Source organism: Thiohalobacter sp. IOR34, from assembly GCF_030406045.1.
Classification (GTDB): domain Bacteria; phylum Pseudomonadota; class Gammaproteobacteria; order Thiohalobacterales; family Thiohalobacteraceae.
Map to the genome: position 1 here is coordinate 25,826 of NZ_CP128988.1, position 21,930 is coordinate 47,755.

Genomic DNA, 21,930 nt, shown 5'->3' on the forward strand with positions numbered 1-21,930 from the left:
GAAAGTTGGGGCGGCGGGTCTCGCTGCCATGCAATCAAACGGGTTATCGTTCGGGTGGTCCCATTTCTTTAGTCGTTCCGGGCACTTGTTGTGCCCCTTCTCCTCCGTCCCCAAGCGCGGGCCACTGGACCCGGACTCAGCGATTCATCGCTGCCGTGGCCAGGTTCCACCAGGGGAGGAACACGGCCAGCGCCAGAACCAGCACCATGCAGCCGATGACCACGGTGAGGATGGGCTCGATGTTGCTGCTCAGGCGCTCGATGGCATATTCGACTTCCTGGTCGTAGTAGCGGCCGATCTCCATCAGCAGCTCGTCCAGGGTGCCGGATTCCTCGCCGACCACGATCATCTGCCGCACCAGGGGATCGAACATCCCCGAGTTGGCGGCAGTGACGCTGATCGATTCGCCGCGCTCGATTCCCTCGCGCATGCCCAGCACCCGTTCCTCCAGGAAGTCGTTGTCCAGGGCGCGGGCCACCACGGTGAGGCTGGTGATCAGTGGCACGCCGGCCTGCTGCGACATGCCGAACAGACGGCAGAAACGCGACAGCGTGGCCTTGTAGAGGATGTCGCCGATCAGTGGCAGACGCAGCTTCAACTTGTCCCAGCGGTAACGTCCGCTCTCGGACTGCAGATAGAAATGCACCGCGACCAGGCTGCCGACCAGGCCGGCGAGCAGCAGTGGCCAGTGCTGGAGCATGAAATTGGAGATGCCGACCAGCAGCCGCGTGGCCAGCGGCAGGTCGGCGTCGAACTTGTCGAAGATCAGGCTGAAGGCCGGGATCACCCAGATGTTGATGACCACGATGGCGATACTGATCGCGGTCAGCACGAAGGCCGGGTAGCGCAGCGCCGAGCGGATCTGGTCGCGGGTCTGCTTTTCCCTTTCCAGGTAATAGGCCAGCTGCAGAAAGACCTCCTCCAGGCGACCGCTAGTTTCACCGACCCGGATCAGGCTGACGAAGAACTGGGAGAAGACCTCCGGGTGGTGACTCATGGCGCTGGCCAGGTCGTGGCCGGCCTCCAGCATCCGTGTGACTTCGCCCAGCACCCGGCGCATGGTGCGGTTCTGACTGGTCTCGGCGAGCACGTTGAAGGCGTTGAAGATGGGCACGCCGGCGCGGGTCAGGCTGTGCATCTGGCGGCTGAACTGAATCAGGTCGGCCAGCTGCACCTTGGGTGGAAACAGTGTCTCCAGGCTGCTGCCGCCCGTCTCCTTCTCCGCCTCGGCCGGGGTGATGTCGATCGGCGTCAGGCCGCTTTCCATCAGCCGGGCGGCCACGCTGTCGGCGTTGGCGGCCTCCTGGCTGCCTTCGATGGCGTCGCCGTGCGGGCCACGGGCCTTGTAGTTGAACAGGGGCATGATCAGTCGATCCAGCTGGACAGGCGCATGGCCTCTTCCAGGGTGGTGATGCCGGCCTCGGCCAGAGACAGGGCGTGGCGGACCAGCGGCCGGAAGCCGTCCTGGGCGCGGGCGGCGCGTTCGAAGGCGCTGTGATCGTTGTGGCGCAGGGCGTCGATCAGCGGCTCGTCCATCACCAGCAGTTCATAGACACCGGTGCGTCCCGAGTAGCCGGTCTGGTTGCAGTGGTTGCAGCCACTGCCGGCATAGAAGGTCGGCAGCGTCGCCTGCTCCTCGTAGAAGGTCGGCTGCAGCCAGGCACGCTCGGCGCTGTCCGCTGCCTGCTCGCGTCGGCAGTGCGGGCAGATCTTGCGCACCAGGCGTTGAGCCATGATGGCATGCACCGAGGAGGCGATCAGATAGGGCTCCATGCCCATGTCGATCAGCCGCAGGGCGCTGTCCACGGCACTGTTGGTGTGCAGGGTGGAGAGCACCAGGTGGCCGGTGAGCGCGGCGCGAAGGGCGATCTCGCCGGTCTCGTGGTCGCGGATCTCGCCGACCAGGATGATGTCCGGGTCGTGGCGCAGCGCGGTGCGCAACACGCTGGCGAAGTCCAGGCCGATGCGCGCATTGACCTGCACCTGATTGACGCGCGGCAGCTGGATCTCCACCGGATCCTCGACGGTGATGATCTTCTTCTGCGGTCGGTTCAGTTCGCTGAGCGCGGCATACAGGGTGGTGGTCTTGCCGCTGCCGGTGGGGCCGGTGACCAGAACCAGGCCGTGCGGCCGGTGCACCAGCTGGCGGAAGCGGGGCAGCATCTCGTCCGGCATGCCGAGCTGTTCCAGCGACAGCAGGTTTTCGTCCTGGTCCAGCAGGCGCATCACCACCGCCTCGCCATGCTGGGTGGGCATGGTGGCCAGGCGCACGTCGATGCGCCGGCCGTGGACGTGCAGGGTGAAACGGCCGTCCTGGGGCAGGCGTTTCTCGGAGATGTTGGCGCCGGCCATCAGCTTGAGGCGCGAGATCACGGCACCGGCGATGCGCTTTTCGTTCATCACCTGTTCGTGCAGCACGCCATCGATGCGCCGGCGGATGCGCAGCACCTCCTCGTCCGGCTCGATATGGATGTCGGAGGCGTGCTGGCGCACCGCGTCCTCGAACATGGTCTGGATCAGGCGCACCACAGGGGCGTCGCTCTGTGAGCTGTCGACGCCCAGCTCACCGAGATCGAAGGCGTTCTCGGCGAGCTCCTGGCCGACCTCGCTGGCCAGGGTGCTCAGCTCGGCACCCCCGGAATAGGCCTGGTCGATGGCCTGCAGCAGATCGGATTCCTTGACCACCGCCAGCTCGATCGGCTGCTTGAGGATGCGCCGCAGTTCGTCGTAGGCGAAGATGTCGGTGGGATCGGCCATGCCCACCAGCAGGCCGTTGTCGGTCTTTTTCAGCACCAGCGCGCGGAAACGGCGGGCGCTGGTCTCAGGCAGGCGCTGCACCAGTTCCGGGTCCAGCTCGAAGGTGGTCAGGTCGACGAAGGGAATGTCGAGCTGTTCCGAGAGCAGGCGCAGCAGATCGTTCTCGTCGATGAAGCCGTTGTCGATCAGCACCCGGCCCAGCTTGCGGCCGCTCTTGCGCTGATCGGCCAGGGCCGCCTGCAACTGGTTCTCGGAGATGACCTTCTTCTCGACCAGCAGGTCACCGATGCGGATGCGTTTCGGCAGCGCCATGGTTCAGCCCCCGCTCCGGCGGCTGAGTTCGGCCAGTCGTGAAGCGACGAAGGCATCGAGCCGCGCCGCCAGGCCGCTGCGCCGTGCCTGGCGGTAGGCGCCCAGCGCCGCGGGGGCTTCGCCGTTCTGTTCCAGGGACAGGGCGAGGCCCAGCCACCACACGCCCTGGTCGGGACGCAGGCCGAGGGCCGCGCGCCAGGCCTGGATGGCCGCCGGATGGCGCTCGCTGCGCTGGTAGAGGCCGGCCAGCAGGGCCAGATAGTCGGCATCCGTGGTGGCCTCCGGCAGGGCCGTCTCCAGCACCTCAATGGCCTGGGCCAGCCGACCCTGCTCGGCGAGCAGCCGGGCATAGAGGCGGGCAAAGGGGATGTGCTGCGGCGCCAGGGCCAGGCCCTCGGCCAGCAGACGCAGCGCCTCGTCCGGGCGCTGCTGGCGCAGCAGCAGGGCGGCCCAGGTCTCGCGGGCCCGGTGGTGGGCGGGATCCACGGCCAGACTGTGCTGCAGGGTCGCCTCGGCCTCGCGATAGCGGCCGGCCGCGATCTGGTCGAGGGCCCGGGCAAAGATGCGTTCTGCCTGTTCGGCCGGTGTCTGCGGACGCAGCCGCTTGTGCATCGCCGGCGGCGCGGCGGTCGGCGCCGGTTCGGGGACGGCGGCCCGTGCCGGGGCAGGGGGCGCGGCGGTCTCCCGCGACGGCCCGCCGCTGGCGGCCGGGGCCGGTTCGGGTTCGGGTTCGGCGGCCGGGGCCGGTGCGGGTGGCGCGGCGGTCTCCCGGCGTGGCCCGGTGGTGTCGGCCGCGGCCTTGAGCGGCATGGCCGCCGGCGCGGCAGGCGGCGCTGCCGGGCTGGCGGCTGGAACGGTGGTCGGCTGGCTGGCCGGCAGCGCCGGGGGCGGACCCTGGCGCAAGCCGTAGGTGGTGCCGGCAGCGAGCAGCAGCAGGCCGAGGCCCGCCAGCAACAGGCGGCGTGCCCGTGGCGGCCGCGCCTCGGGGGCCGGCTGCAGGCCGTCCAGGGCCTGGCCGGCGCCGGCCGCAAGCGGCCGCTGCCGTTCCAGATCCTTGAGCATCTGGTTGATCAGGCTCATCGGCCGGCCGTCCACAGCAGCAGGCCCATGCCGGCACAGGCGGCGGTGCCCAGGGCGCCGAGCGCCCAGGGGCGGCGCCAGGCGGCCGGCAGGGGGCTGGCGTCCTCGGTGTCGGCCACGGCGCGACGCACCTGCTCGGCATCGACCCGTTGCAGGCCGGCCCCGAAGGCAGCCATCAGCCCCTTGTGGGCGAGGACGTTGAGCAGCCGGGGGATGCCGCGGCTGGCGCGGTGCAGCAGGCGCAGGGCGCGGGGGGTGAAGCAGTCGCTCGCGGCGCCGGCCAGCTGCAGACGGTGCTGCAGGTAGCCGGCGGATTCGGCGGCGCTGAGCGGCCGCAGGCGATGGGAGAAGAGGATGCGCTGCCGGAGCTGGCGCAGGCGTGGCCGCTCGAGGCGCTGATCGAGCTCCGGCTGACCGAACAGCACCACCAGCAGCAGCTTGTCCTTCTCCGTCTCCAGATTGGTGAGCAGGCGCAGGGCTTCCAGCGAATCGTCGGGGATCGCCTGGGCTTCGTCGATCAGCAACACCACCCGCTTGCCGGCGGCGTTCAGCTCGATCAGCCGCTCGGTGATCAGCTTCAGCAGCCGGTGCTGGCCGATGTTGCGCGCGAATTCGAGCCCCAGTTCCTCGGCCAGCGCCATGCGCAGCGCGGTCGGGTTGAGGAAGGGGTTGGGGATGTAGGCGGTGACGAAGCTGTCGTCCAGGGTGTTGAGCAGGCGGCGGCAGAGCAGGGTCTTGCCGGTACCGACCTCGCCGGTCAGCTTGAGGAAGCCGGCACCGCTGCGCAGCGCCACCAGCAGCACGTTGAGCGCCTCCTGGTGGCTGGGCGAGCAGTAATAGAAATGGGTGTCCGGCGTGATGGCGAAGGGGGCCTCGCGCAGGCCGAAGTGTTCGAGGTACATGCCCGTCGTCCTCAGTCGCTCCGTGGTGCGCCCTGCAGTGCGCGGAAGCGTTCCGCGCTGGACTGCAGAACAGGGTTCCACTCGCCCTGACCCTCACCGACCACGATCGGCCGCAACAGGATCACCAGTTCGCTCTTGGTCTTGCGCTGGCGCTGGTGCTGGAACAGGCCGCCGAGCAGCGGCAGGTCACCCAGCATCGGGGTCTTGGCCAGGTCGTCGCGCTGCTGGTCCTTCATCAGGCCGCCGATCACCACCACCTGACCGCTGCGGGCGCGGATGATGGTGTCGGATTCGCGGATCGAGGATAGCGCCAGCGGCACCGACAGGGTGGTGGTGGTGGAGACGTTGATCTCCTTGGTCTTCTCGGTGACCTCGCTGACCGTCGGGTGGATGTGCAGCACCACGTTGCCCTCCTCGTCGATCTGCGGGATCACGTCCAGGGCGACGCCGGAGAAGAAAGGTGTCAGCTGGACGTTGACGTTCTGGTTGAGACTGGCGGTGCTGGTGGTGGTGGTCTGGGTGTCGACGTCGGTGACGAAGAACTCGTCGGTGCCGACCTTGATCACCGCCTTCTGGTTGTTGACCGTGGAGATGCGCGGGCTGGACAGCACCTGCACCTTGCCCTGGGTCTTGAGCAGCTCGATCAGGGCATTGAAGTCGTTGGCGTTGATGTTGAGCACGAACATGCCGCCGAAGGTACTGGTGACCAGACTGGTGGTGGTGAGACCGGGCTGCAGGGTGGCTGTGCCGTCGACCAGGCTGGATGTGCCATCGCTGAAGATGCGGCCGCCGCCGATCTGCCCGGCCTGCAGGGTCTCGCCCTTGGCCGGCCGGCCGATGGCGCCCCAGTTGATGCCGGACTGGAAGCCGTCGTTGAGTTCCACCTCGATGATCTTGGCCTCGAGGATCACCTGGCGCTGCACCACGTTCTGCAGGGTGGCGAGATAGTCCTCGACGTCGCGCAGCTCGCCGGGCATGGCGCGGACCACGATGATCCCGGCCTGCGGATTGAGGACCACGCGACGTCCGCCCTCGTCACCGATCAGCATGGTCAGCGCCTGCTTGAGTTCCTCCCAGAAATCGGACTGTGAGCGGGTCTCCACCTCGCTGCCGGAGACGCTGGTGGTCGGCGTGCCGCTGCCCTCGCTGCTGCTGTCGGTGCTGCTGGTGCCATCGCTGCCCTCGCTGCTGTTGCTGGCGGCCGTCTCCGAGACCTGGCCGGAGCTGACCCGGGTGCGCGAGGTGCCGCTGCGCTGCACGTTGAGATAGTCGATCTTGAAGATCCGCGAGCGCATCCGCGCCGGCATCACCTGGTACACCGAGCCCAGCTTGCGGTATTCGTAGCCGTAGACGTCACGCACCGTCTGCATCACCTCGTCGACGGTGATGTTCTTCAGGTTCAGGGAGATCATTCCCTCCACCTCGGGATGGACCACCATGTTGTAGGGCGTGTCCTCCACCAGCCCCATGAAGAAGCGCCGGGCCGGCACCTGGTTGACGGCGATGTCGAAGCGCGGCTCGCTCGGCGCGGCCGCCCTGGGCAGGGCCATGGAGAGCGGCGGCAGCAGGGCGGCCTGGACCTCGGCCGGTGGTTGGGGTGCGCTTTCCCGCGGCGCGCTGGCAGGGGAGGGTGCCAGGCTGTGTTCGATGGCGGGCAGATTGGCCGCCAGTGACGGTTCGTTGCGTGGCGCCAGGCTCTGGCAGCCGCTGACCAGCAGGCTGCCGAGCAGCAGACAGAGCGGCTGCAGCCGGCGGTGGGTGGGGTTTGCTGTCGTATTCATCGTGTTTTCTTGAAACCTGCTGGCGTTAGGTGAAGCGTGAATGCCTTGCCATCGACTTCCAGCACCACCTCGCTGTGGCGCACGCGCAGGACGCGGGCCGAGTCGATGACACCCCCTTCGATAACCTGCTTGCCGTTGATGACGGCGCGGCGCTGGCCGCGGCCGACAAAGGTCGAATCGAGCTGCCAGGCCGGTTTGCCGGTCGCGGCCGATGCTCCGCCCGGACCCGGGCTGGGACGGGTCGGATCGTTGAGCGCGGCGGCCTGCAGTGGCAGGGACAGCAGCAGAACGAGTGCAGGAAGGCGGTGCTGCATGGTTATCCCCTGCGTCCGATGGTGTAGAGTCGCAGCCGGATCTCGGCCTGCGGATAGTCGATCACCCGGTAGTCCAGGTCTTCCCAGAACAGTTGCCAGGGCAGCCCTTCGATCTGTTCCAGGTAGCGCAGCGTCGCCAGATAGCTGCCGCGCATCTGCAGTTCCAGCTCATAGCGCCCGATGCCACCGGCCGCGGCCGTCTCCCCCTCGTCCGCCGCCTCGTCGTCGCTCGGCTCGGCCTGGCCCGCCAGGCGGATCAGTTCCAGGCCGGCGTTGTCGCGCAGCAGGTCGCGCAGCAGGCCGGCCGCCTGGTCGGGGCGGAGCAGGGTACCGAGCCGGGCCTCCAGCGCCCGCTGCTGTTCGGCCAGGGCCGCCTCCAGCTCGGTGATGCGCCGCTGCCGTGACTCGATGGGATTGCGGGCCTCGGCCGCCTGCTGCCGGGAGGCCAGCTGCAGGGCGGCGAGCCGGCTCTGCCAGTCCTCGATGCGCTCTTCCTGCTCGGCGATGTCGGCCAGCAGCGGGGCCAGCCAGAGCTGGTTGAAGAGGAAATAGATCAGCAGCAGGCCGCCGAACAACAGGATGACCCGCTCGCGCAGGCTCAGTGCATCGACCCGCTGGGCCAGGTTCTGGAGTCGTTCGCGGCTCTGCTGCAATATGGCCATGGTTCAGCGCCCCTCCAGCAGGAAGGAGGCCTCACCCGGCCGCTCGTCCTGGCGCTGCAGCTCGACCTGCGAGAAGCGCAGTCCCTCGAAGGCCGGATCGCTGACCAGCCGGTCCATATAGGTGGGGACCAGCTTCGGGTTGCGGGTCATGCCGCGCAGGCTGAGTTGGCCCGGCTGCAGCCCGATATGGGTCAGCCAGAGCCCGGCGAGACCCTGGCGGCCGAGGCCCGCGAGGTAGTTGGAGAAACGTCCCGAGCTTGGCAGGCTCAGCGAATCCAGACTGGCCAGCAGCTGCCGGCCGCCGTCGAGGCGTGTCTGCAGGGCCTCGATGCGCTGATCGAGTGCCTTCACTTCCTGGCCGTTGCCTCGTGCCTTGAGCGCTTCCAGTTGTTGCGCCTGGCTGTTGTACAGACCTTCCAGTTGGGCCGCCGTCTCTTGCAGGCGGCCGAGCTGGGCCGAGAGATAGAGGCCGCTGCCCACCAGCAATACCAGGGCGAGCGCCGGGATCTGGGCCAGCGTGGTCGCCGACAGCCATTTCTCCTCGCGCCGGAAGACCGGCTGGTACAGGTTGATCTGTTGGTACAGCTCGCTCATGGGCAGTCCTGTCAGGTGCCGGGCGCACGTCCGCCGTGGCCGGCCTACAGGTCCGCAAGCAAATTCCATTCCCGCTTCAGGGGCGGCTGGAAAAAAGAGGGTTCTCCAAGGACTTAGCGCCGGAAGCTGAGGTGGTCGGCAACTCCCGGGCGCGGCCGGGATTTGCGGGCAAAGGCAGGATAATCAATGGGTTGGGTGGTCGGCGCGGGGGAGGAACGGTGCCCGTGGCAGACTCAGCGGGGGCCGATGGCATTGCAGCCGCAGCCGCGGCCGGCCTCGTTGAGGATCAGGGTGTCCGTCAATTGGCCGACGTTGCCCAATTCATGGCGCTGCAGATAGTCGAGAATCCCGGCGTTGATCTTGCGGCAGATCAGCGGGTCATAGAACAGCGCCGTGCCCACGCCGACCGCGGTGGCGCCGGCGATGAGGAATTCCAGCGCATCCTCCGCCGAGGCCACGCCGCCCTGGCCGATGATGGGGATGCCGTGCGGGCGGCAGACCTGGGCCACCTGATGCACCTTGAGCAGGGCCACCGGCTTGATGGCGGGGCCGGACAGGCCGCCCTGGTTGTTGCCGATGATCGGCGTGCGGCTCTCGATGTCGATGGCCATGCCCATCAGGGTGTTGATCACGGCAAAGGCATCGGCGCCGGCCTCGATGCAGCGCCGGGCGTTTTCCGCGATGTCCGTCTGGTTGGGCGAGAGCTTGATGATCAGCGGTTTTTCGGTGGCCGCGCGGCAGGCCTCCACCACCCGCGCCGACATGTCCGGGTCGTTGCCGAAGGCCACGCCGCCCTGCTTGACGTTGGGGCAGGAGATGTTGACCTCGATGGCATCGATGGGTGAGGCGTCGAACTTGCGGGTGACCTCGGCGTATTCCTCCAGCGTCGACCCCGAGACGTTGGCGATGAAGCGGGTCTCGGAGAAGTCCAGCGCCGGCAGGATGTCGTTGACCACGGCGTCGACGCCCGGATTCTGCAGGCCGATGGCGTTCAGCATGCCGCCCGGTGTTTCATAGACCCGGTGCGGCGGATTGCCGGGCCGGGCCGAGCCCGTCGTGCCCTTCAGGCACACCGCGCCCACGTCGCGGTTGGAGAAGCCCTCCACCCGGGTGTATTCCTCGCCGAAGCCGACGCAGCCGGAGAGCAGCACCAGGGGGCTCGTGAATTCGAGGCCGCAGAAATCGATTTTCAGCCGTTCGGAATCTTCTTGCATGCTGTGGTTCATGTGTGTCCCTGCGGGTTTTGCCGCGGTCGGGTTTCCGTTCCGGTCTCCGACGCTCCGGCTGCTCTCCCGCCCGGCGGGGGCGGATGAAGTCGCTTCGCTCCGGTTATCCGCCTTTTTCCCGCCGGCCGGGAGGTCTCCACGAGTCGACCGGAACGGGAACCCGACCGCGGCAATATTCGATCCGGGTTAACATTGGCTGAATTTGAAAACATGACCCGAGCGAACAGTGTTTCACGTCGTCCTCTATCAGCCGGAGATACCGCCCAATACCGGCAATATCATACGCCTTTGCGCCAACACCGGCAGCCATCTGCATCTGATCCGGCCGTTGGGATTCGAGCTGGACGACAAGAGGTTGCGCCGCGCCGGGCTGGATTACCACGAATGGGCGAATGTGAGGGATTACCCCGATCTGGGTGCCTTCGTCGAAGACGTCCGGCCGCCGCGGCTGTTCGCCCTCTCGACCCGCGGCCGCCGCTGCCATGCCGATGTCCGTTTCGCCACCGGCGATGCCTTGCTGTTCGGACCCGAGACCCGTGGTCTGCCGCAGGCCCTGCTCGATACCCTGCCGGCGGAACGGGTGCTGCGCCTGCCGATGCAGCCGGGCAGCCGCAGCCTCAATCTGTCCAATGCCGTGGCGGTGGTGGTGTTCGAGGCCTGGCGGCAGACGGGATTCGAAGGGAGTGGCTAGCCGTCGCGGCAAGAATCCGCTCTACAGGCCATAGCGCACACCAGCCAGGGAAGTTTCCGTGTTTTCCGTGGCCATCGATCTTTTCGCGGGTTTCGCGGGTTTCGCGGGTTTCGTGGCCATCCTCGGTGCCGCCTGACGAGGCCACAACGGTTGATGCCCCTCGATCGCGGCCTGGAGGCCGCTCCTACAATGAATCATGCCGTCACCCCATCGTAGGAGCGGTCTCCAGGCCGCGATTGCCACAGTCGCGGCAAGAATCCGCTCTACAGGCCATAGCGCACACCAGCCAGGGGAGTTTCCGTGGATTCCGTGGCCATCGGTCTTTTCGTGGGTTTCGCGGGTTTCGCGGGTTTCGTGGCCATCCTCGGTGCCGCCTGACGAGGCCACAACGGTTGCTGCCCCTCGATCGCGGCCTGGAGGCCGCTCCTACAATGAATCGTGCCGCCCGGCCCCTGTAGGAGCGGCGTCCCCGCCGCGATTGCCGCCGTGGCGGCGCGTGGATTCCGTGGCCATCGATCTTTTCGCGGGTTTCGCGGGTTTCGTGGCCATCCTCGGTACCGCCTCGACGAGGCCACAACGGTTGATGCCCCTCGATCGCGGCCTGGAGGCCGCTCCTACCACATTGCCGCCACACCCCGTAGGAGCGGCCTCCAGGCCGCGATGGGCCGCGTCCCCGGAATCGATCGGACAGGCAACAGGCCCTGGTCAGGCCGTCTCCGCCTTGGGTTCGCGGGCCAGCAGGTCATGCACGGCCTGCTGCGGTGGCAGGCCCTCATAGAGCACCCGGTAGACTTCCTCGCAGATCGGCATCTCGACGTTCCTTGCCTTGCCGAGCTTGTGGATCTCGCGCGCCGTGTCCGCACCCTCCACCACCTGGCGGATCTCCCGTTCCGCCGCCTCGCGGCTGCGGCCCTGTCCCAGCGCCAGCCCAAGGCGGCGGTTGCGCGACTGGTCGTCGGTGCAGGTCAGTACCAGGTCGCCGACACCGCCGAGACCCATGAAGGTCTCGCGCCGCCCGCCCAGCGCCTCGCCGAGGCGCATCATCTCGGCCAGGCCGCGGGTGATCAGCGCCGCCCGGCTGTTGGCGCCGAAGCCGAGGCCGTCGGAGATGCCGGCGGCGATGGCCAGCACGTTCTTGATGGCACCGCCGAGTTCCAGGCCGACGATATCGTCGCTGGTATAGGCGCGGAAGGTCTCGCCGCGCAGCAGGTCGGCGAAATGGGCCGCGGTGGCCGGGTCGTCGGCGGCCACCGTCGCCGCGGTGGGCAGCCCGGCCGCCACCTCGCGGGCAAAGGTCGGGCCGGAGATCACGGCGCGTGGCATGTCGGTGCCCAGTTCCTCGGCGGCGACCTGGTGCAGCAGTTTGCCACTGGCCATCTCCAGGCCCTTGGTGGCCCAGGCCAGGCGGTGGCCGGGTTCCAGCCGTTCGGCGATCCGGCGCAGCACCTCGCGGAAGGCGTGACTGGGTACCACCACCAGCAGGTTCGGGCAGCCGAGGGCCGCCGCGAGGTCGCTGGTCGGCTCGATCCCCTCGGGGAAGCGGATGCCGGGCAGGTACTCGGGGTTCTCGCGCCGCTGCCGCAACACCGCGATCTCTGCCTCCAGGTGGCCCCAGAGGCGCACGCGGTGGCCGTTGCGGGCGAGCAGGATGGCCAGCGCCGTGCCCCAGGAGCCGGCACCGAAGACCGCGATTTCAGCCGCCATGCCGGACCGGTCTCAGTGGGAGGCGGGCTGGCCGGGGTCGGTGACCTGGGCCTGCATCTCCTGTACCTTCTGGGCATAGAGGGCGTCGAAGTTGATCGGTGCCAGCACCAGCTGCGGGAAGCCGCCCTTCATGACCAGGTCGCAGATCGCCTCGCGGGCGAAGGGATAGAGGGTGTTGGGGCAGAAGGCGCCGAGCATGGGGTGCAGCTCGGCCTCGCTGAAGCCCGCCATGGTGAAGATCCCCGACTGCTGGACCTCACACAGGTAGGCCGTCTGGTCGCCCAGCTTGGCGGTCACGGTCACCGACAGCACGACCTCGTAGACGTCCTCGGCGATACTGTTGGAATCGCTGCTCAGGTTGAGGTTGATCTCCGGCTGCCAGTCCTTGGTGAAGATCTCCGGCGAGTTGGGGGTCTCGAAGGAGACGTCCTTGAGGTAGATCTTCTGGATGGCGAACTGCTTGTCTTCGGGGTTCTGTGCGTTGGCTTCGGTCATGTCGTCTATTACCTGTGCTGGGTTGGCGGTTGATGGGCGTCAGCGAAGGGGCCGGGGCATCCGCGCGGGCGCCATTATGTTCGGTGTTCTTCTCAAAGGTGTTGTTCCACCCAGTTGAGCAGGCCCTGCAGGTTGGTCGCGCCGGAGGTGCGGGCGATCTCCTGGCCCTGGCGGAACAGGATCAGGGTCGGGATGCCGCGGATGCCGAGCTGGGTGGACAGGGCGCGTTCGCGCTCGGTGTCGATCTTGGCCAGCCTGACCCGGGGTTCCAGCTGCCGGGCCGCCTGTTCGAAAACGGGCGCCATCATCTTACAGGGGCCGCACCAGTCTGCCCAGAAATCGACCAGCAGCGGCAGGTCGCTGCGGCTGAGATGTTTCTGGAAGCGCGCAGCGTCCAGGGTCAGCGGTTGGCCGGTGAACAACTTGAGGTGACACTTGCCGCATTTGCCGCCGGCCGCGAGGCGCTCGGCCGGCACCCGGTTGACGGCGTCACAATGGGGGCAGACGACATGTAGCAGCGAAGTGTTCATGGTCGATCTCCTTTTCTCGACAGCCGGTCCGGGTCGGGAGTCACGGCGCGTGCCGCCGGGGCGACCCGCTTGTTCCCGGCTTTTCGTTGTCCAGGCCCGGCGGGCACTGGAAGTCACACCGCAATCCGTCCGCAGTCCACGTCTGTGTGCCCGGTGGCTGAACACGGCTATTCAGTTGCCGGGTTAATAACACCACGCCAATCGCGGCCTGGAGGCCGCTCCTACAACAGATTGTGCCGCCATGCCCCGTAGGAGCGGTCTCCCAGGCCGCGATCCCCGGCGGGTCCGGCCACGCCATCATCCGGGGCCGGATGCAATATCCGGGCTAGTCCCGCAGCAGGCTGTCCAGCCGCTCCTCGGCCTCCAGGGCGTAGAGATCGTCGCAGCCGCCGACGTGGGTGTCGCCGATGAAGATCTGCGGCACCGAGGTCCGGCCGCTGCGCGCCTCCATCTCGGCCCGCAGCGCCGGCGTCTCGTCGATGCGGATGTCCCGGTACTCGACCCCCTTGCGCTCCAGCAGCATCCGGGCGCGGATGCAATAGGGACAGAATGCGGTGCTGTACATGACGACGTCCGGCATGGGCTTACTTCCTGGTGATCGGCAGGTTGGCATTCTCCCAGGCCATGATGCCACCTGCCAGGTTGTAGATGGACTCGAAACCGGCCTTGCGCAGCAGGCTGCCGGCCCGGTTCGAGCGGCTGCCGCTGCGGCATACCAGGAGCAGGGGCCGGTCGCGGTATTTCTCCAGTTCCGCCAGGCGCTGATCGAGCTGGCCAAGCGGGATGTGCAGGGCATGGGCGATGTGCCCCTTGCGGTATTCCTCGTCCTCGCGCACGTCCACCGGTATGGCGTCCTCGTGGCTCATCAGCTGGGTGGCTGCCAGCGGTCCCAGCTGGGGGATGCCGAAGCGGCGCCGGCTGATTTCCTCCTGCACCAGGAGGACCAGGATGACCACCAGGGCCGTCGACAGCATCCAGTGATTGGTGATGAATTCGATGAACTGTTGCATGGTTCGGTTGCGGTAATTGGGCCGGGCGGGCGGATTTCAATGCCGGGCGCGGCCCGGGCGGTGTGTGTCGGCGTCGTTGGGGGTCAGGGACTGTCTGTTGACACGCCCTAGTTTTCCCGGGTGCAGAAGACGTCGCGCATCATGCCGATCAGGGCCAGGGTGCGGGCGTCGCCGACCCGGTAATAGACCCGGTTGGCGTCCTTGCGCGAGGCGAGGATGCCCTTGTCGCGGAGGATGGCGAGATGCTGGGAGATGTTGCTCTGTGAGGTGCCGACGTGCTCGACGATGTCCTGGACGCTGACCTCCTGGTCGCCCAGGGTGCAGAGGATCTTCAGCCGCAGCGGGTGCGACATCGCCTTCAACGAACGCGAGGCGCGTTCGATATCCTCGTCTCGGGTGATCAGTTCTTCGCTAGTGGGTTCCAGGTTCATCGCTTTCGCCTCGAGGGGTGCGCAATTTGGAGTACAGAACAAGGGGGAATACGACATGCCGCTCCTGCTGATGCCTCTCCCCGAGGGGAGACTGACTTTTATAACTAAAACACTATACAATAATAAACCATTCGGGGAACCTGACAACGCCCTATTCGGCGAGGAGCCTGTCCCCGCCCCTTCCGCCGGCTGCCCCCCGTCGCCCGGGTGCGCCCCTGGCTGCCTGCGGGGTTTTCGGAATAGACTTCTTCTAGACTGGTTCTAGATTTGCGGAATTAAGGACAGAGAGACGCCATGTCGGGCACGCCCAAACCGATGGTCCTGATCATCCTCGATGGATGGGGCTACAGCGAAGAAACGGACTACAACGCCATTGCCGCCGCCGACACCCCGGTCTGGGACCGGCTGTGGTCGGACTATCCCCACACCCTGATCCGCACCTCGGGTGCCGCGGTCGGCCTGCCCGGTGACCAGATGGGCAATTCCGAGGTCGGCCACCTCAACCTCGGCGCCGGCCGGGTGGTCTACCAGGAGTTCACCCGGGTCAGCCGGGCCATCAAGACCGGCTCCTTCTTCAACAACAAGACCCTCACCGGGGCCGTCGACCTGGCCATCGAGACCGGCAAGGCGGTGCATGTGCTGGGGTTGCTCTCGCCGGGCGGGGTGCACAGCCACGAGTGCCACATCCACGCCATGGTCCAGCTGGCCGTGGAGCGCGGGGCGAGCAAGGTCTACCTGCACGCCTTCCTCGACGGCCGCGACACCCCGCCGCGCAGCGCCATGGAATCCATCGAGAAGATGGAGGAGAAGTTCCGCGAGTTCGGCGGCGGTCGCTTCGCCTCGCTGATCGGGCGTTACTATGCCATGGACCGCGACCACCGCTGGCCGCGGATCCAGGCCGCCTACGACCTGATCACCCAGGGCAAGGGCGAATTCCAGGCGCCGGATGCCCACAGCGCGCTGGAGATGGCCTACGCGCGCGGCGAGAGCGACGAATTCGTCAAGGCTACTGCCATCGTCCCGCCGGGCAGCGAGCCGGTGCGGGTCGAGGACGGCGACGTGGTGGTGTTCATGAACTACCGCTCCGACCGTGCCCGGCAGATCACCCGGCCGTTCATCGAGCCCGATTTCGACGGCTTCGAGCGGGCCGTGATGCCCAGGCTCGGCCGCTTCGTCAGCCTCACCGAATACAATTCGGAGTTCGACATCCCGGTGGCCTTCCCGCCGGAACGGCTGCAGAACGTGTTCGGCGAGTACATCTCCGCGCTGGGCCTGCGCCAGCTGCGCATCGCCGAGACCGAGAAATACGCCCACGTCACCTTCTTCTTCAACGGTGGCCGCGAGGAGCCCTTCGAGGGCGAGGAGCGGATCCTCATCCCCTCCCCCAACGTCGCCACCTACGACCAGCAGCCGGAGATGAGCGCCCCCGAGCTGACCGACCGCCTGGTCGAGGCCATCGAGGGCGGCAGTTACGACGTCATCGTCTGCAACTACGCCAACCCCGACATGGTCGGCCACACCGGCAACTACGAGGCCGCGGTCAAGGCCATCGAGGCCCTCGACGGCTGCCTGGGGCGGGTGATCACGGCCCTGCAGAAGGTCGGCGGCGAGGCGCTGATCACCGCCGATCACGGCAATGCCGAAAAGATGCGCGACCGTGAGACCGGCCAGCCGCACACCGCCCACACCAGCAATCCGGTGCCCTTCCTCTACGTCGGGCGGCCGGCGCAGATGGCGTCGACCGGCTCGCTGTGCGACGTGGCGCCGACCCTGCTGCACCTGATGGGGCTGGAGAAGCCGATGGAGATGACCGGTACCTTCCTGGTCGAATTCCCCGACGCCGAGACAGCGCCCGTCGAAGTCGAACAGGAGCGGCGTGGGGCCTGAGCGGCGAGGCCGCGGCCTGCGGCCGGCCGCGAGCCTGCTCTGTCTGCTGCTCGCCCAGCCGGTCCAGCCGGCCACCGACCCCGACCAGACCAGCCGCCAGCTCGACCAGCTGCGGCAGCGTATCGCCGCGGTGCAGCAGCGGCTGGAGACCGCGCGGCGCAAGGAATCCCGCCTCAGCCAGGCGCTCAGCGAGGCCGAGCGGCGCATCGGCCGCACCGGTCGCCGGCTGCACGAGCTGAACGCCCGTCTCGAGCGGCAGCAGCGGCGTCTCGACGAGCTGCGCGCGCAGCGCCAGCAGCAGCAGGTCCGGCTGGACGCGGACCGCGAGCGCCTGCGCGGGCAGGTGCGTGCCGCCTACCTGCTCGGCCGCCAGGAACAGCTCAAGCTGCTGCTCAGCCCCGAGGATCCGCAGGCCCTGGGCCGCACCCTGGTCTATTACCGCTATCTCAACCAGGCGCGGGTGCGGCAGATCCGCGGCCTGCGCGAGACCCTGGCCACGCTGGCCCGGCTGGAGACGGAGATCGGCGCCGAGGTCGAGCAACTGGCCGCTACCCGCCGCGAGCAGCAGGCCGCGCTGGCCCGGCTGGAGAAGCAGCGCGCCGAGCGTGCCGCGCTGCTGGCCGGGATCCGCGCCGGGATCCGCGGCGGCAGCGCCGAGCTGGAGCGGCTGCGCAGGGACGAGCAGCGCCTGCAGGGGCTGCTCGAGGAACTGCGCCACGCGCTGGCCGACGTCGAGCAGGCCGGCGCCCCGCAGCTCGCCTTCGCCAAACAGCGCCGCAAGCTGCCCTGGCCGGTGGCCGGCCGGCTGCGGGCCCGCTTCGGTCAGCCACGCGGCGTGGGTGGCCTGCGCTGGCGCGGGGTGTTCATCAGCGCCCCGGCCGAGCAGCCGGTGAAGGCCGTCTCCCACGGCCGGGTCGCCTTCGCCGACTGGCTGCGCGGCTTCGGCCTGCTGATCATCCTCGATCATGGCGACGGCTACATGAGCCTCTATGGTCACAACCAGGCCCTGTTCCGCGAACCCGGCGACTGGGTGGAGGCGGGCGAGGTGATCGCCGCCGTGGGCGACAGCGGCGGCATGGAGCGCAGCGGGCTGTATTTCGAGCTGCGCCATCGCGGCAAGCCGATCGATCCCCTCAAGTGGTGTGCCGGGCGGCCGACAGCCTTGGCGGCGGCGCGGCGCTGACGGAAACCCGCGGGTGTGCTATGTTCTGGCGCAGCTTTGACGGACTTCAAGTTCAAACAGCGACTTAAGCCGGGGCCGGCAGGCGGGCCGCCCGGACCAACTCAGGATGATGGAGACGGGCCCGGCCCGTTACGATAGCGGATGAAACAGACGACTCAAAAGACCCTGCTGGTCCTCAGCGGTGCCCTGCTGGGCTTGACCCTCAGCATCGGCCAGGGCGTGTTTGCCGACCGCGAGACAGTGCGCGCCAGCCTGCCGCTGGAGGAGCTGCGCGCCTTCAGCGACGTGTTCGCCCGCATCAAGAGCGACTATGTCGAGCCGGTGGAGGACAAGCAACTGCTGGAGAATGCCATCCGCGGCATGCTCAGCGGCCTCGATCCGCATTCCGCCTACCTCGATCCCGAGCAGTTCCGCGAGCTGCAGGTCGGCACCAGCGGCGAATTCGGCGGCCTGGGCATCGAGGTCGGCATGGAGGACGGCTTCGTCAAGGTCATCGCGCCCATCGACGATACCCCCGCCCAGCGTGCCGGGGTGCAGGCCGGCGACCTGATCATCCGCCTCGACGACACCCCGGTGAAGGGCATGAGCCTGAACGACGCGGTGAAGATCATGCGCGGCAAGCCCGGCACCGACATCACCCTGACCATCGTTCGCGAGGGTGAGGAGAAGCCGCTGAAGATCACTATCACCCGCGCCATCATCAAGGTGCGCAGCGTCAAGAGCCGGGTGCTGGAGCCGGGCTTCGGCTATGTGCGCATCTCCCAGTTCCAGGCCAAGACCGCCGATGGCCTGTTGCGTGCCATCAACAAGCTGCAGAAGGAGGAGGGCCAGCTCAAGGGGCTGGTGCTCGACCTGCGCAACAACCCGGGCGGCGTGCTGAACGGTGCGGTCTCGGTGTCCGACGCCTTCCTCGACAAGGGGCTGATCGTCTACACCGAGGGCCGGGTGGCCGATTCGCGGCTGCGCTTCAACGCCACGCCGGGCGATGTCCTCAAGGGCGCCCCGCTGGTGGTGCTGGTCAACCAGGGTTCGGCATCCGCCTCGGAGATCGTCGCCGGTGCCCTGCAAGACCACAAGCGGGCGATCCTGGTCGGCAAGCAGACCTTCGGCAAGGGCTCGGTGCAGACCATCATCCCGCTGTCCGGTGGCACGGCGGTCAAGCTGACAACGGCGCGTTACTACACGCCGTCCGGCCGCTCCATCCAGGCCGAGGGCATCAAGCCCGACATCGAGCTGGAGAACGTGCGGGTGGCTGCGGTGGAGAGCGCCTTCAAGCCGATCAAGGAGGCCGACCTGTCCCGTCACCTGGAGAACGGCAACGCCAAGAACGGCAAGAAGCAACCCAAGAAGGCCAAGAAGGCCTCGCTCGCCAAGTCCGACTACCAGTTGTACGAGGCCCTCAACCTGCTCAAGGGTCTGGCGATCCAGGCGGAGCGGGTGCGGTGACCCGGCGGGGCTTGCGCCCCCTGCTCGCCTTTCTCGCCCTGCTGTGGCTGATCCCGGCGGCGGCCGATGTGCCACCCTGGGCCCAGCAGGGCGACGCCAGCGGCCTGCCGCCGCGCATCGCCCTGATCATCGACGATCTCGGCGGCCGGCGCGCCGCCGGCGAGCGGGTCATCGCCCTGCCCGGCCCGGTGGCCTGCTCCTTTCTGCCGTACGCCACCCATACCCCGATGCTGGCGCGCCAGGCACACCGGGCCGGCAAGGAGGTCATGCTGCACCTGCCGATGCAGGCGGTGGAGCCGCGGCCGCTGGATGCCGGCGGCCTCACCCTGGACATGAACCGGCGCCTCTTCCTGCAGACCCTGAACGACGACCTGGCCCGGGTGCCCCATCTCGCCGGCATCAACAACCACATGGGCAGCCTGCTGACTCGCCATCCCGGCCACATGCGCTGGCTGATGGAGGCGCTGCGCCGCCAGCCGGGGCTGTTCTTCGTCGACAGCCGCACCAGCCGCGCCAGCGTGGCCCGGCGGCTGGCCTTCGAGCACGGCATCCCCAGCCTGTCGCGCGACGTCTTTCTGGATGCCGAGCCGGGGGGCGAGGCGGTGCGCGGACAGTTCCGGCGCTTGCTGCAGCGGGCGCGCCGCCAGGGATTTGCGGTGGGTATCGGCCATCCCTATCCTGATACCCTGAAAGCGCTCGAAACGCTGCTGCCCGCGCTGGCTGCCGAGGGCGTGCGGCTGGTGCCGGTCAGTGAACTGGTCGAACGGCAATACGCGAGGGATTCGGCATGGCGACTGTCCTTGTACCACTAGCCCAGGGTTGCGAAGAACTGGAGGCGGTGACCATCATCGACCTGCTGCGCCGCGCAGGGATCGAGGTGATCACGGCCGGCCTCGACGATCGGCCGGTGCGCGCCTCGCGCGGCACGGTGCTGCTGCCGGACACCACCCTGGACGCGGTCGCCGACCGCGACTTCGATCTGATCGTGCTGCCCGGCGGCCTGCCCGGCGCCGACCACCTGGAGGCGGATTCCCGCCTGCGCCAGATGCTGCAGCGCCAGGCCGAGGCCGGCCGCTATCTGGCCGCGATCTGCGCCGCGCCCAAGGTGCTGGCCAGCGCTGGCCTGCTCGACGGCCGTGAGGCGACCAGCTACCCGGGGGTGCTCGACCGCCAGCCGGCGCCTGGGATGCGCTACATCGACGCCCCGGTGGTGACCGACGGACGCATCATCACCTCCAAGGGGCCGGGCACGGCCATGGACTTCGCGCTCAGCCTGATCGAGGCGCTGGCCGGGCGGGCCAGGCGCGACGAGGTCGAGGCTGCCCTGCAGCGCCCGTCCTGCTGAGTGTTGCGGGAAGGCAGCCCATGCGCATCATCGAGGTGGTTGCCGACGCCGGCCACACCGACAGCCTGAGCGGCATCGCCCGCCAGCATGGCGCACTCGATCTCTGGTGGAGCGCACGGGCCGACGACGGCCGCCGCGCCTTCCGCATCCTGGTCAGCGCCGAACAGCGCCAGGCGGTGGTCGACGCCCTGCAGAGCCTGATCGGCAGCGAGGAAGGCGCGCGGATCCTGATCCTGCCGGTGGACGCGGTGCTGCCGCAGGCCGGGGACGAGGAGCCCGGCGGCCGCAAGACGGTCAGCGCCACCCGCGAGGAACTCTATGCCCAGATCGAGCGCGGTGCGCGGCTGGACAGCAACTACCTGTGGATGGTGCTGCTCTCCACCCTGGTCGCGGCCATCGGCCTGATCGAGGACAACGTCGCCGTGGTGGTCGGGGCGATGGTCATCGCCCCGCTGCTCGGCCCCAACATCGCCCTCGCCTTCGCCACCTCCCTTGGCGACAACGCCCTGCTCTGGCAATCGTTCAAGACCGAGCTGGCCGGACTCGGCCTGGCGCTTGGCGTCTCGCTGCTGATCGGCGTCCTGCTGCCGCTGGATCTCGACAGCCACGAGATCCTGGCCCGCACCGACGTCGGCCTGGATGGCGTGGTGGTGGCGCTGGCCTCGGGCGCCGCGGCCGTGCTCTCGCTGACCGCCGGCCTGTCCACGGTGCTGGTCGGGGTGATGGTCGCCGTGGCCCTGCTGCCGCCGACCGCAACCCTCGGCCTGATGCTGGGCAGCGGCCAGCAGTCCCTGGCCGCGGGTGCCGCGTTGCTGCTGGCGGTGAACGTGGTCTGCGTCATTCTCGCCGCCAAGCTGGTGTTCCTCGCCAAGGGCGTCAAGCCGCGAACCTGGCTGGAAAAACGCCAGGCCCGCCAGTCCACCACCACCTACTTCATCCTCTGGGCCGTGCTGCTCGCCATCCTCGTCGGCGTCATCTACCTGCGCAGCCACCTGCGCTAGCGGCGGCAATCGCAACGCGGTCGCGTAGGAGCGGCCTCCAGGCCGCGATTCCCGCACCTGGTTTCCCATGCACGGTTTCAGGCAAACTACTAACGCCGCACCCTGGCATGCTGAAGAAAAACAGCAAACCGATTCTGGAAGCATAGAGGGTACATTGCCGCGATAACCGCTTAACTGCGCCGCCAGGGCCTATGGATCGCGGCGCGACCCACCCAGTCGCGTAGGAGCGGCCTCCAGGCCGCGATCCCCGCACTTGGTTTCCCATGCACGGCTTCAGTCAACCCACCAATGCCGCAAAGGGAGCCCTGGCTGGTTCAAGGCAAGAGCTGCGAACGATACCCTGGCATGCTGAAGAAAGACAGGAAACAGTTTCTGGAGGCCTGGGAAGAACACATTGCTAGTTGAAACTTATCCACTGGCTCGGAATATAGACTTTCACGATGATGAGTGAAAGAGCATGGTCACGTTCAACCAAGGGAAGCCTTGATCAATTGACATAGCCGCCAAGGCGCCAGGAATGCCAGATTGCTTTTATTGAATGCATAAGCTTTCTTGGCGCCCTTGGTGGTTTATAACCCG

At 67.8% G+C, this 21,930-nt stretch carries 22 protein-coding genes; 7 read left to right on the plus strand and 15 right to left on the minus strand.

Annotated elements, in window-relative coordinates:
- Positions 1–136 precede the first annotated feature (136 nt).
- From QVG61_RS00130 to QVG61_RS00170, 9 genes are all read right to left on the minus strand, one after another.
- Positions 137–1,363 (minus strand): type II secretion system F family protein, encoded by a 1,227-nt coding sequence (locus QVG61_RS00130; protein ID WP_289931261.1) that lies wholly within the window; start codon positions 1,361–1,363, stop codon positions 137–139.
- Between the two features lie 2 nt (positions 1,364–1,365).
- Positions 1,366–3,069, minus strand: coding sequence for a GspE/PulE family protein (locus tag QVG61_RS00135; protein ID WP_289931262.1), 1,704 nt, complete (start codon positions 3,067–3,069; stop codon positions 1,366–1,368).
- A 3-nt stretch (positions 3,070–3,072) separates the two neighbouring features.
- Entirely contained in the window at positions 3,073–4,149 is a 1,077-nt protein-coding gene (locus QVG61_RS00140) for a tetratricopeptide repeat protein (protein WP_289931263.1), read from the minus strand.
- Positions 4,146–5,051: an AAA family ATPase gene (locus QVG61_RS00145; RefSeq protein ID WP_289931264.1), complete on the minus strand. Its 906-nt coding sequence runs from the start codon at positions 5,049–5,051 to the stop codon at positions 4,146–4,148. The genes QVG61_RS00140 and QVG61_RS00145 overlap by 4 nt, the downstream gene beginning before the upstream one ends.
- A gap of 11 nt (positions 5,052–5,062) precedes the next feature.
- The gene (gene mshL / locus QVG61_RS00150) at positions 5,063–6,832 is read right to left on the minus strand and encodes a pilus (MSHA type) biogenesis protein MshL (RefSeq protein ID WP_289931268.1); all 1,770 of its coding nucleotides are present in this window, start codon (positions 6,830–6,832) and stop codon (positions 5,063–5,065) included.
- Positions 6,829–7,146, minus strand: a complete 318-nt coding sequence (locus tag QVG61_RS00155) for a hypothetical protein (protein WP_289931270.1) — start codon at positions 7,144–7,146, stop codon at positions 6,829–6,831. Before QVG61_RS00155 ends, mshL begins: the two co-directional genes overlap by 4 nt.
- A gap of 2 nt (positions 7,147–7,148) precedes the next feature.
- Positions 7,149–7,808, minus strand: a complete 660-nt coding sequence (locus QVG61_RS00160; RefSeq protein ID WP_289931271.1) for a hypothetical protein — start codon at positions 7,806–7,808, stop codon at positions 7,149–7,151.
- Positions 7,809–7,811: 3 nt separating this feature from the next.
- Positions 7,812–8,402 carry a PilN domain-containing protein gene (locus QVG61_RS00165; RefSeq protein WP_289931273.1) on the minus strand — a complete coding sequence of 197 codons (591 nt, stop codon included), beginning with the start codon at positions 8,400–8,402 and terminating at the stop codon, positions 7,812–7,814.
- 233 nt (positions 8,403–8,635) lie between these two features.
- Positions 8,636–9,616 (minus strand): dihydroorotate dehydrogenase, encoded by a 981-nt coding sequence (locus tag QVG61_RS00170; protein WP_289931274.1) that lies wholly within the window; start codon positions 9,614–9,616, stop codon positions 8,636–8,638.
- A 238-nt stretch (positions 9,617–9,854) separates the two neighbouring features.
- Here QVG61_RS00170 and trmL point away from each other — a divergent pair, with 238 nt between their 5' ends.
- Positions 9,855–10,319: a tRNA (uridine(34)/cytosine(34)/5-carboxymethylaminomethyluridine(34)-2'-O)-methyltransferase TrmL gene (gene trmL, locus QVG61_RS00175; protein WP_289931275.1), complete on the plus strand. Its 465-nt coding sequence runs from the start codon at positions 9,855–9,857 to the stop codon at positions 10,317–10,319.
- Between the two features lie 705 nt (positions 10,320–11,024).
- Here trmL and QVG61_RS00180 read toward each other — a convergent pair.
- The 6 genes from QVG61_RS00180 to QVG61_RS00205 all read right to left on the minus strand — a co-directional run bounded on the left by QVG61_RS00180 (position 11,025) and on the right by QVG61_RS00205 (position 14,489).
- Positions 11,025–12,023: an NAD(P)H-dependent glycerol-3-phosphate dehydrogenase gene (locus QVG61_RS00180; RefSeq protein WP_289931276.1), complete on the minus strand. Its 999-nt coding sequence runs from the start codon at positions 12,021–12,023 to the stop codon at positions 11,025–11,027.
- A 12-nt stretch (positions 12,024–12,035) separates the two neighbouring features.
- Positions 12,036–12,518 (minus strand): protein-export chaperone SecB, encoded by a 483-nt coding sequence (gene secB, locus QVG61_RS00185; RefSeq protein WP_289931277.1) that lies wholly within the window; start codon positions 12,516–12,518, stop codon positions 12,036–12,038.
- 92 nt (positions 12,519–12,610) lie between these two features.
- Entirely contained in the window at positions 12,611–13,048 is a 438-nt protein-coding gene (gene trxC, locus QVG61_RS00190) for a thioredoxin TrxC (RefSeq protein WP_289931278.1), read from the minus strand.
- 325 nt (positions 13,049–13,373) lie between these two features.
- The gene (grxC, locus tag QVG61_RS00195; protein ID WP_289931279.1) at positions 13,374–13,628 is read right to left on the minus strand and encodes a glutaredoxin 3; all 255 of its coding nucleotides are present in this window, start codon (positions 13,626–13,628) and stop codon (positions 13,374–13,376) included.
- A 4-nt stretch (positions 13,629–13,632) separates the two neighbouring features.
- Entirely contained in the window at positions 13,633–14,058 is a 426-nt protein-coding gene (locus QVG61_RS00200; RefSeq protein WP_289931280.1) for a rhodanese-like domain-containing protein, read from the minus strand.
- Positions 14,059–14,165: 107 nt separating this feature from the next.
- A complete protein-coding gene (locus tag QVG61_RS00205) occupies positions 14,166–14,489 on the minus strand; it encodes a metalloregulator ArsR/SmtB family transcription factor (RefSeq protein WP_289931281.1) in 324 nt (107 codons plus the stop codon).
- 294 nt (positions 14,490–14,783) lie between these two features.
- Here QVG61_RS00205 and gpmI point away from each other — a divergent pair, with 294 nt between their 5' ends.
- The 6 genes from gpmI (at position 14,784) to QVG61_RS00235 (ending at position 21,351) form a co-directional block, all read left to right on the plus strand.
- A complete protein-coding gene (gpmI, locus tag QVG61_RS00210; RefSeq protein WP_289931282.1) occupies positions 14,784–16,376 on the plus strand; it encodes a 2,3-bisphosphoglycerate-independent phosphoglycerate mutase in 1,593 nt (530 codons plus the stop codon).
- The gene (locus QVG61_RS00215) at positions 16,366–17,559 is read left to right on the plus strand and encodes a peptidoglycan DD-metalloendopeptidase family protein (protein WP_289931283.1); all 1,194 of its coding nucleotides are present in this window, start codon (positions 16,366–16,368) and stop codon (positions 17,557–17,559) included. The genes gpmI and QVG61_RS00215 overlap by 11 nt, the downstream gene beginning before the upstream one ends.
- Positions 17,560–17,700: 141 nt before the next feature.
- Entirely contained in the window at positions 17,701–19,005 is a 1,305-nt protein-coding gene (locus QVG61_RS00220) for a S41 family peptidase (protein ID WP_289931284.1), read from the plus strand.
- Complete coding sequence (locus tag QVG61_RS00225) at positions 19,002–19,817, plus strand: divergent polysaccharide deacetylase family protein (RefSeq protein ID WP_289931285.1); 816 nt, start codon at positions 19,002–19,004, stop codon at positions 19,815–19,817. The genes QVG61_RS00220 and QVG61_RS00225 overlap by 4 nt, the downstream gene beginning before the upstream one ends.
- Positions 19,793–20,350 (plus strand): DJ-1 family glyoxalase III, encoded by a 558-nt coding sequence (locus tag QVG61_RS00230; protein WP_289931286.1) that lies wholly within the window; start codon positions 19,793–19,795, stop codon positions 20,348–20,350. Before QVG61_RS00225 ends, QVG61_RS00230 begins: the two co-directional genes overlap by 25 nt.
- Before the next feature lie 20 nt (positions 20,351–20,370).
- A complete protein-coding gene (locus QVG61_RS00235) occupies positions 20,371–21,351 on the plus strand; it encodes a TIGR00341 family protein (protein ID WP_289931287.1) in 981 nt (326 codons plus the stop codon).
- Positions 21,352–21,930 lie beyond the last annotated feature (579 nt).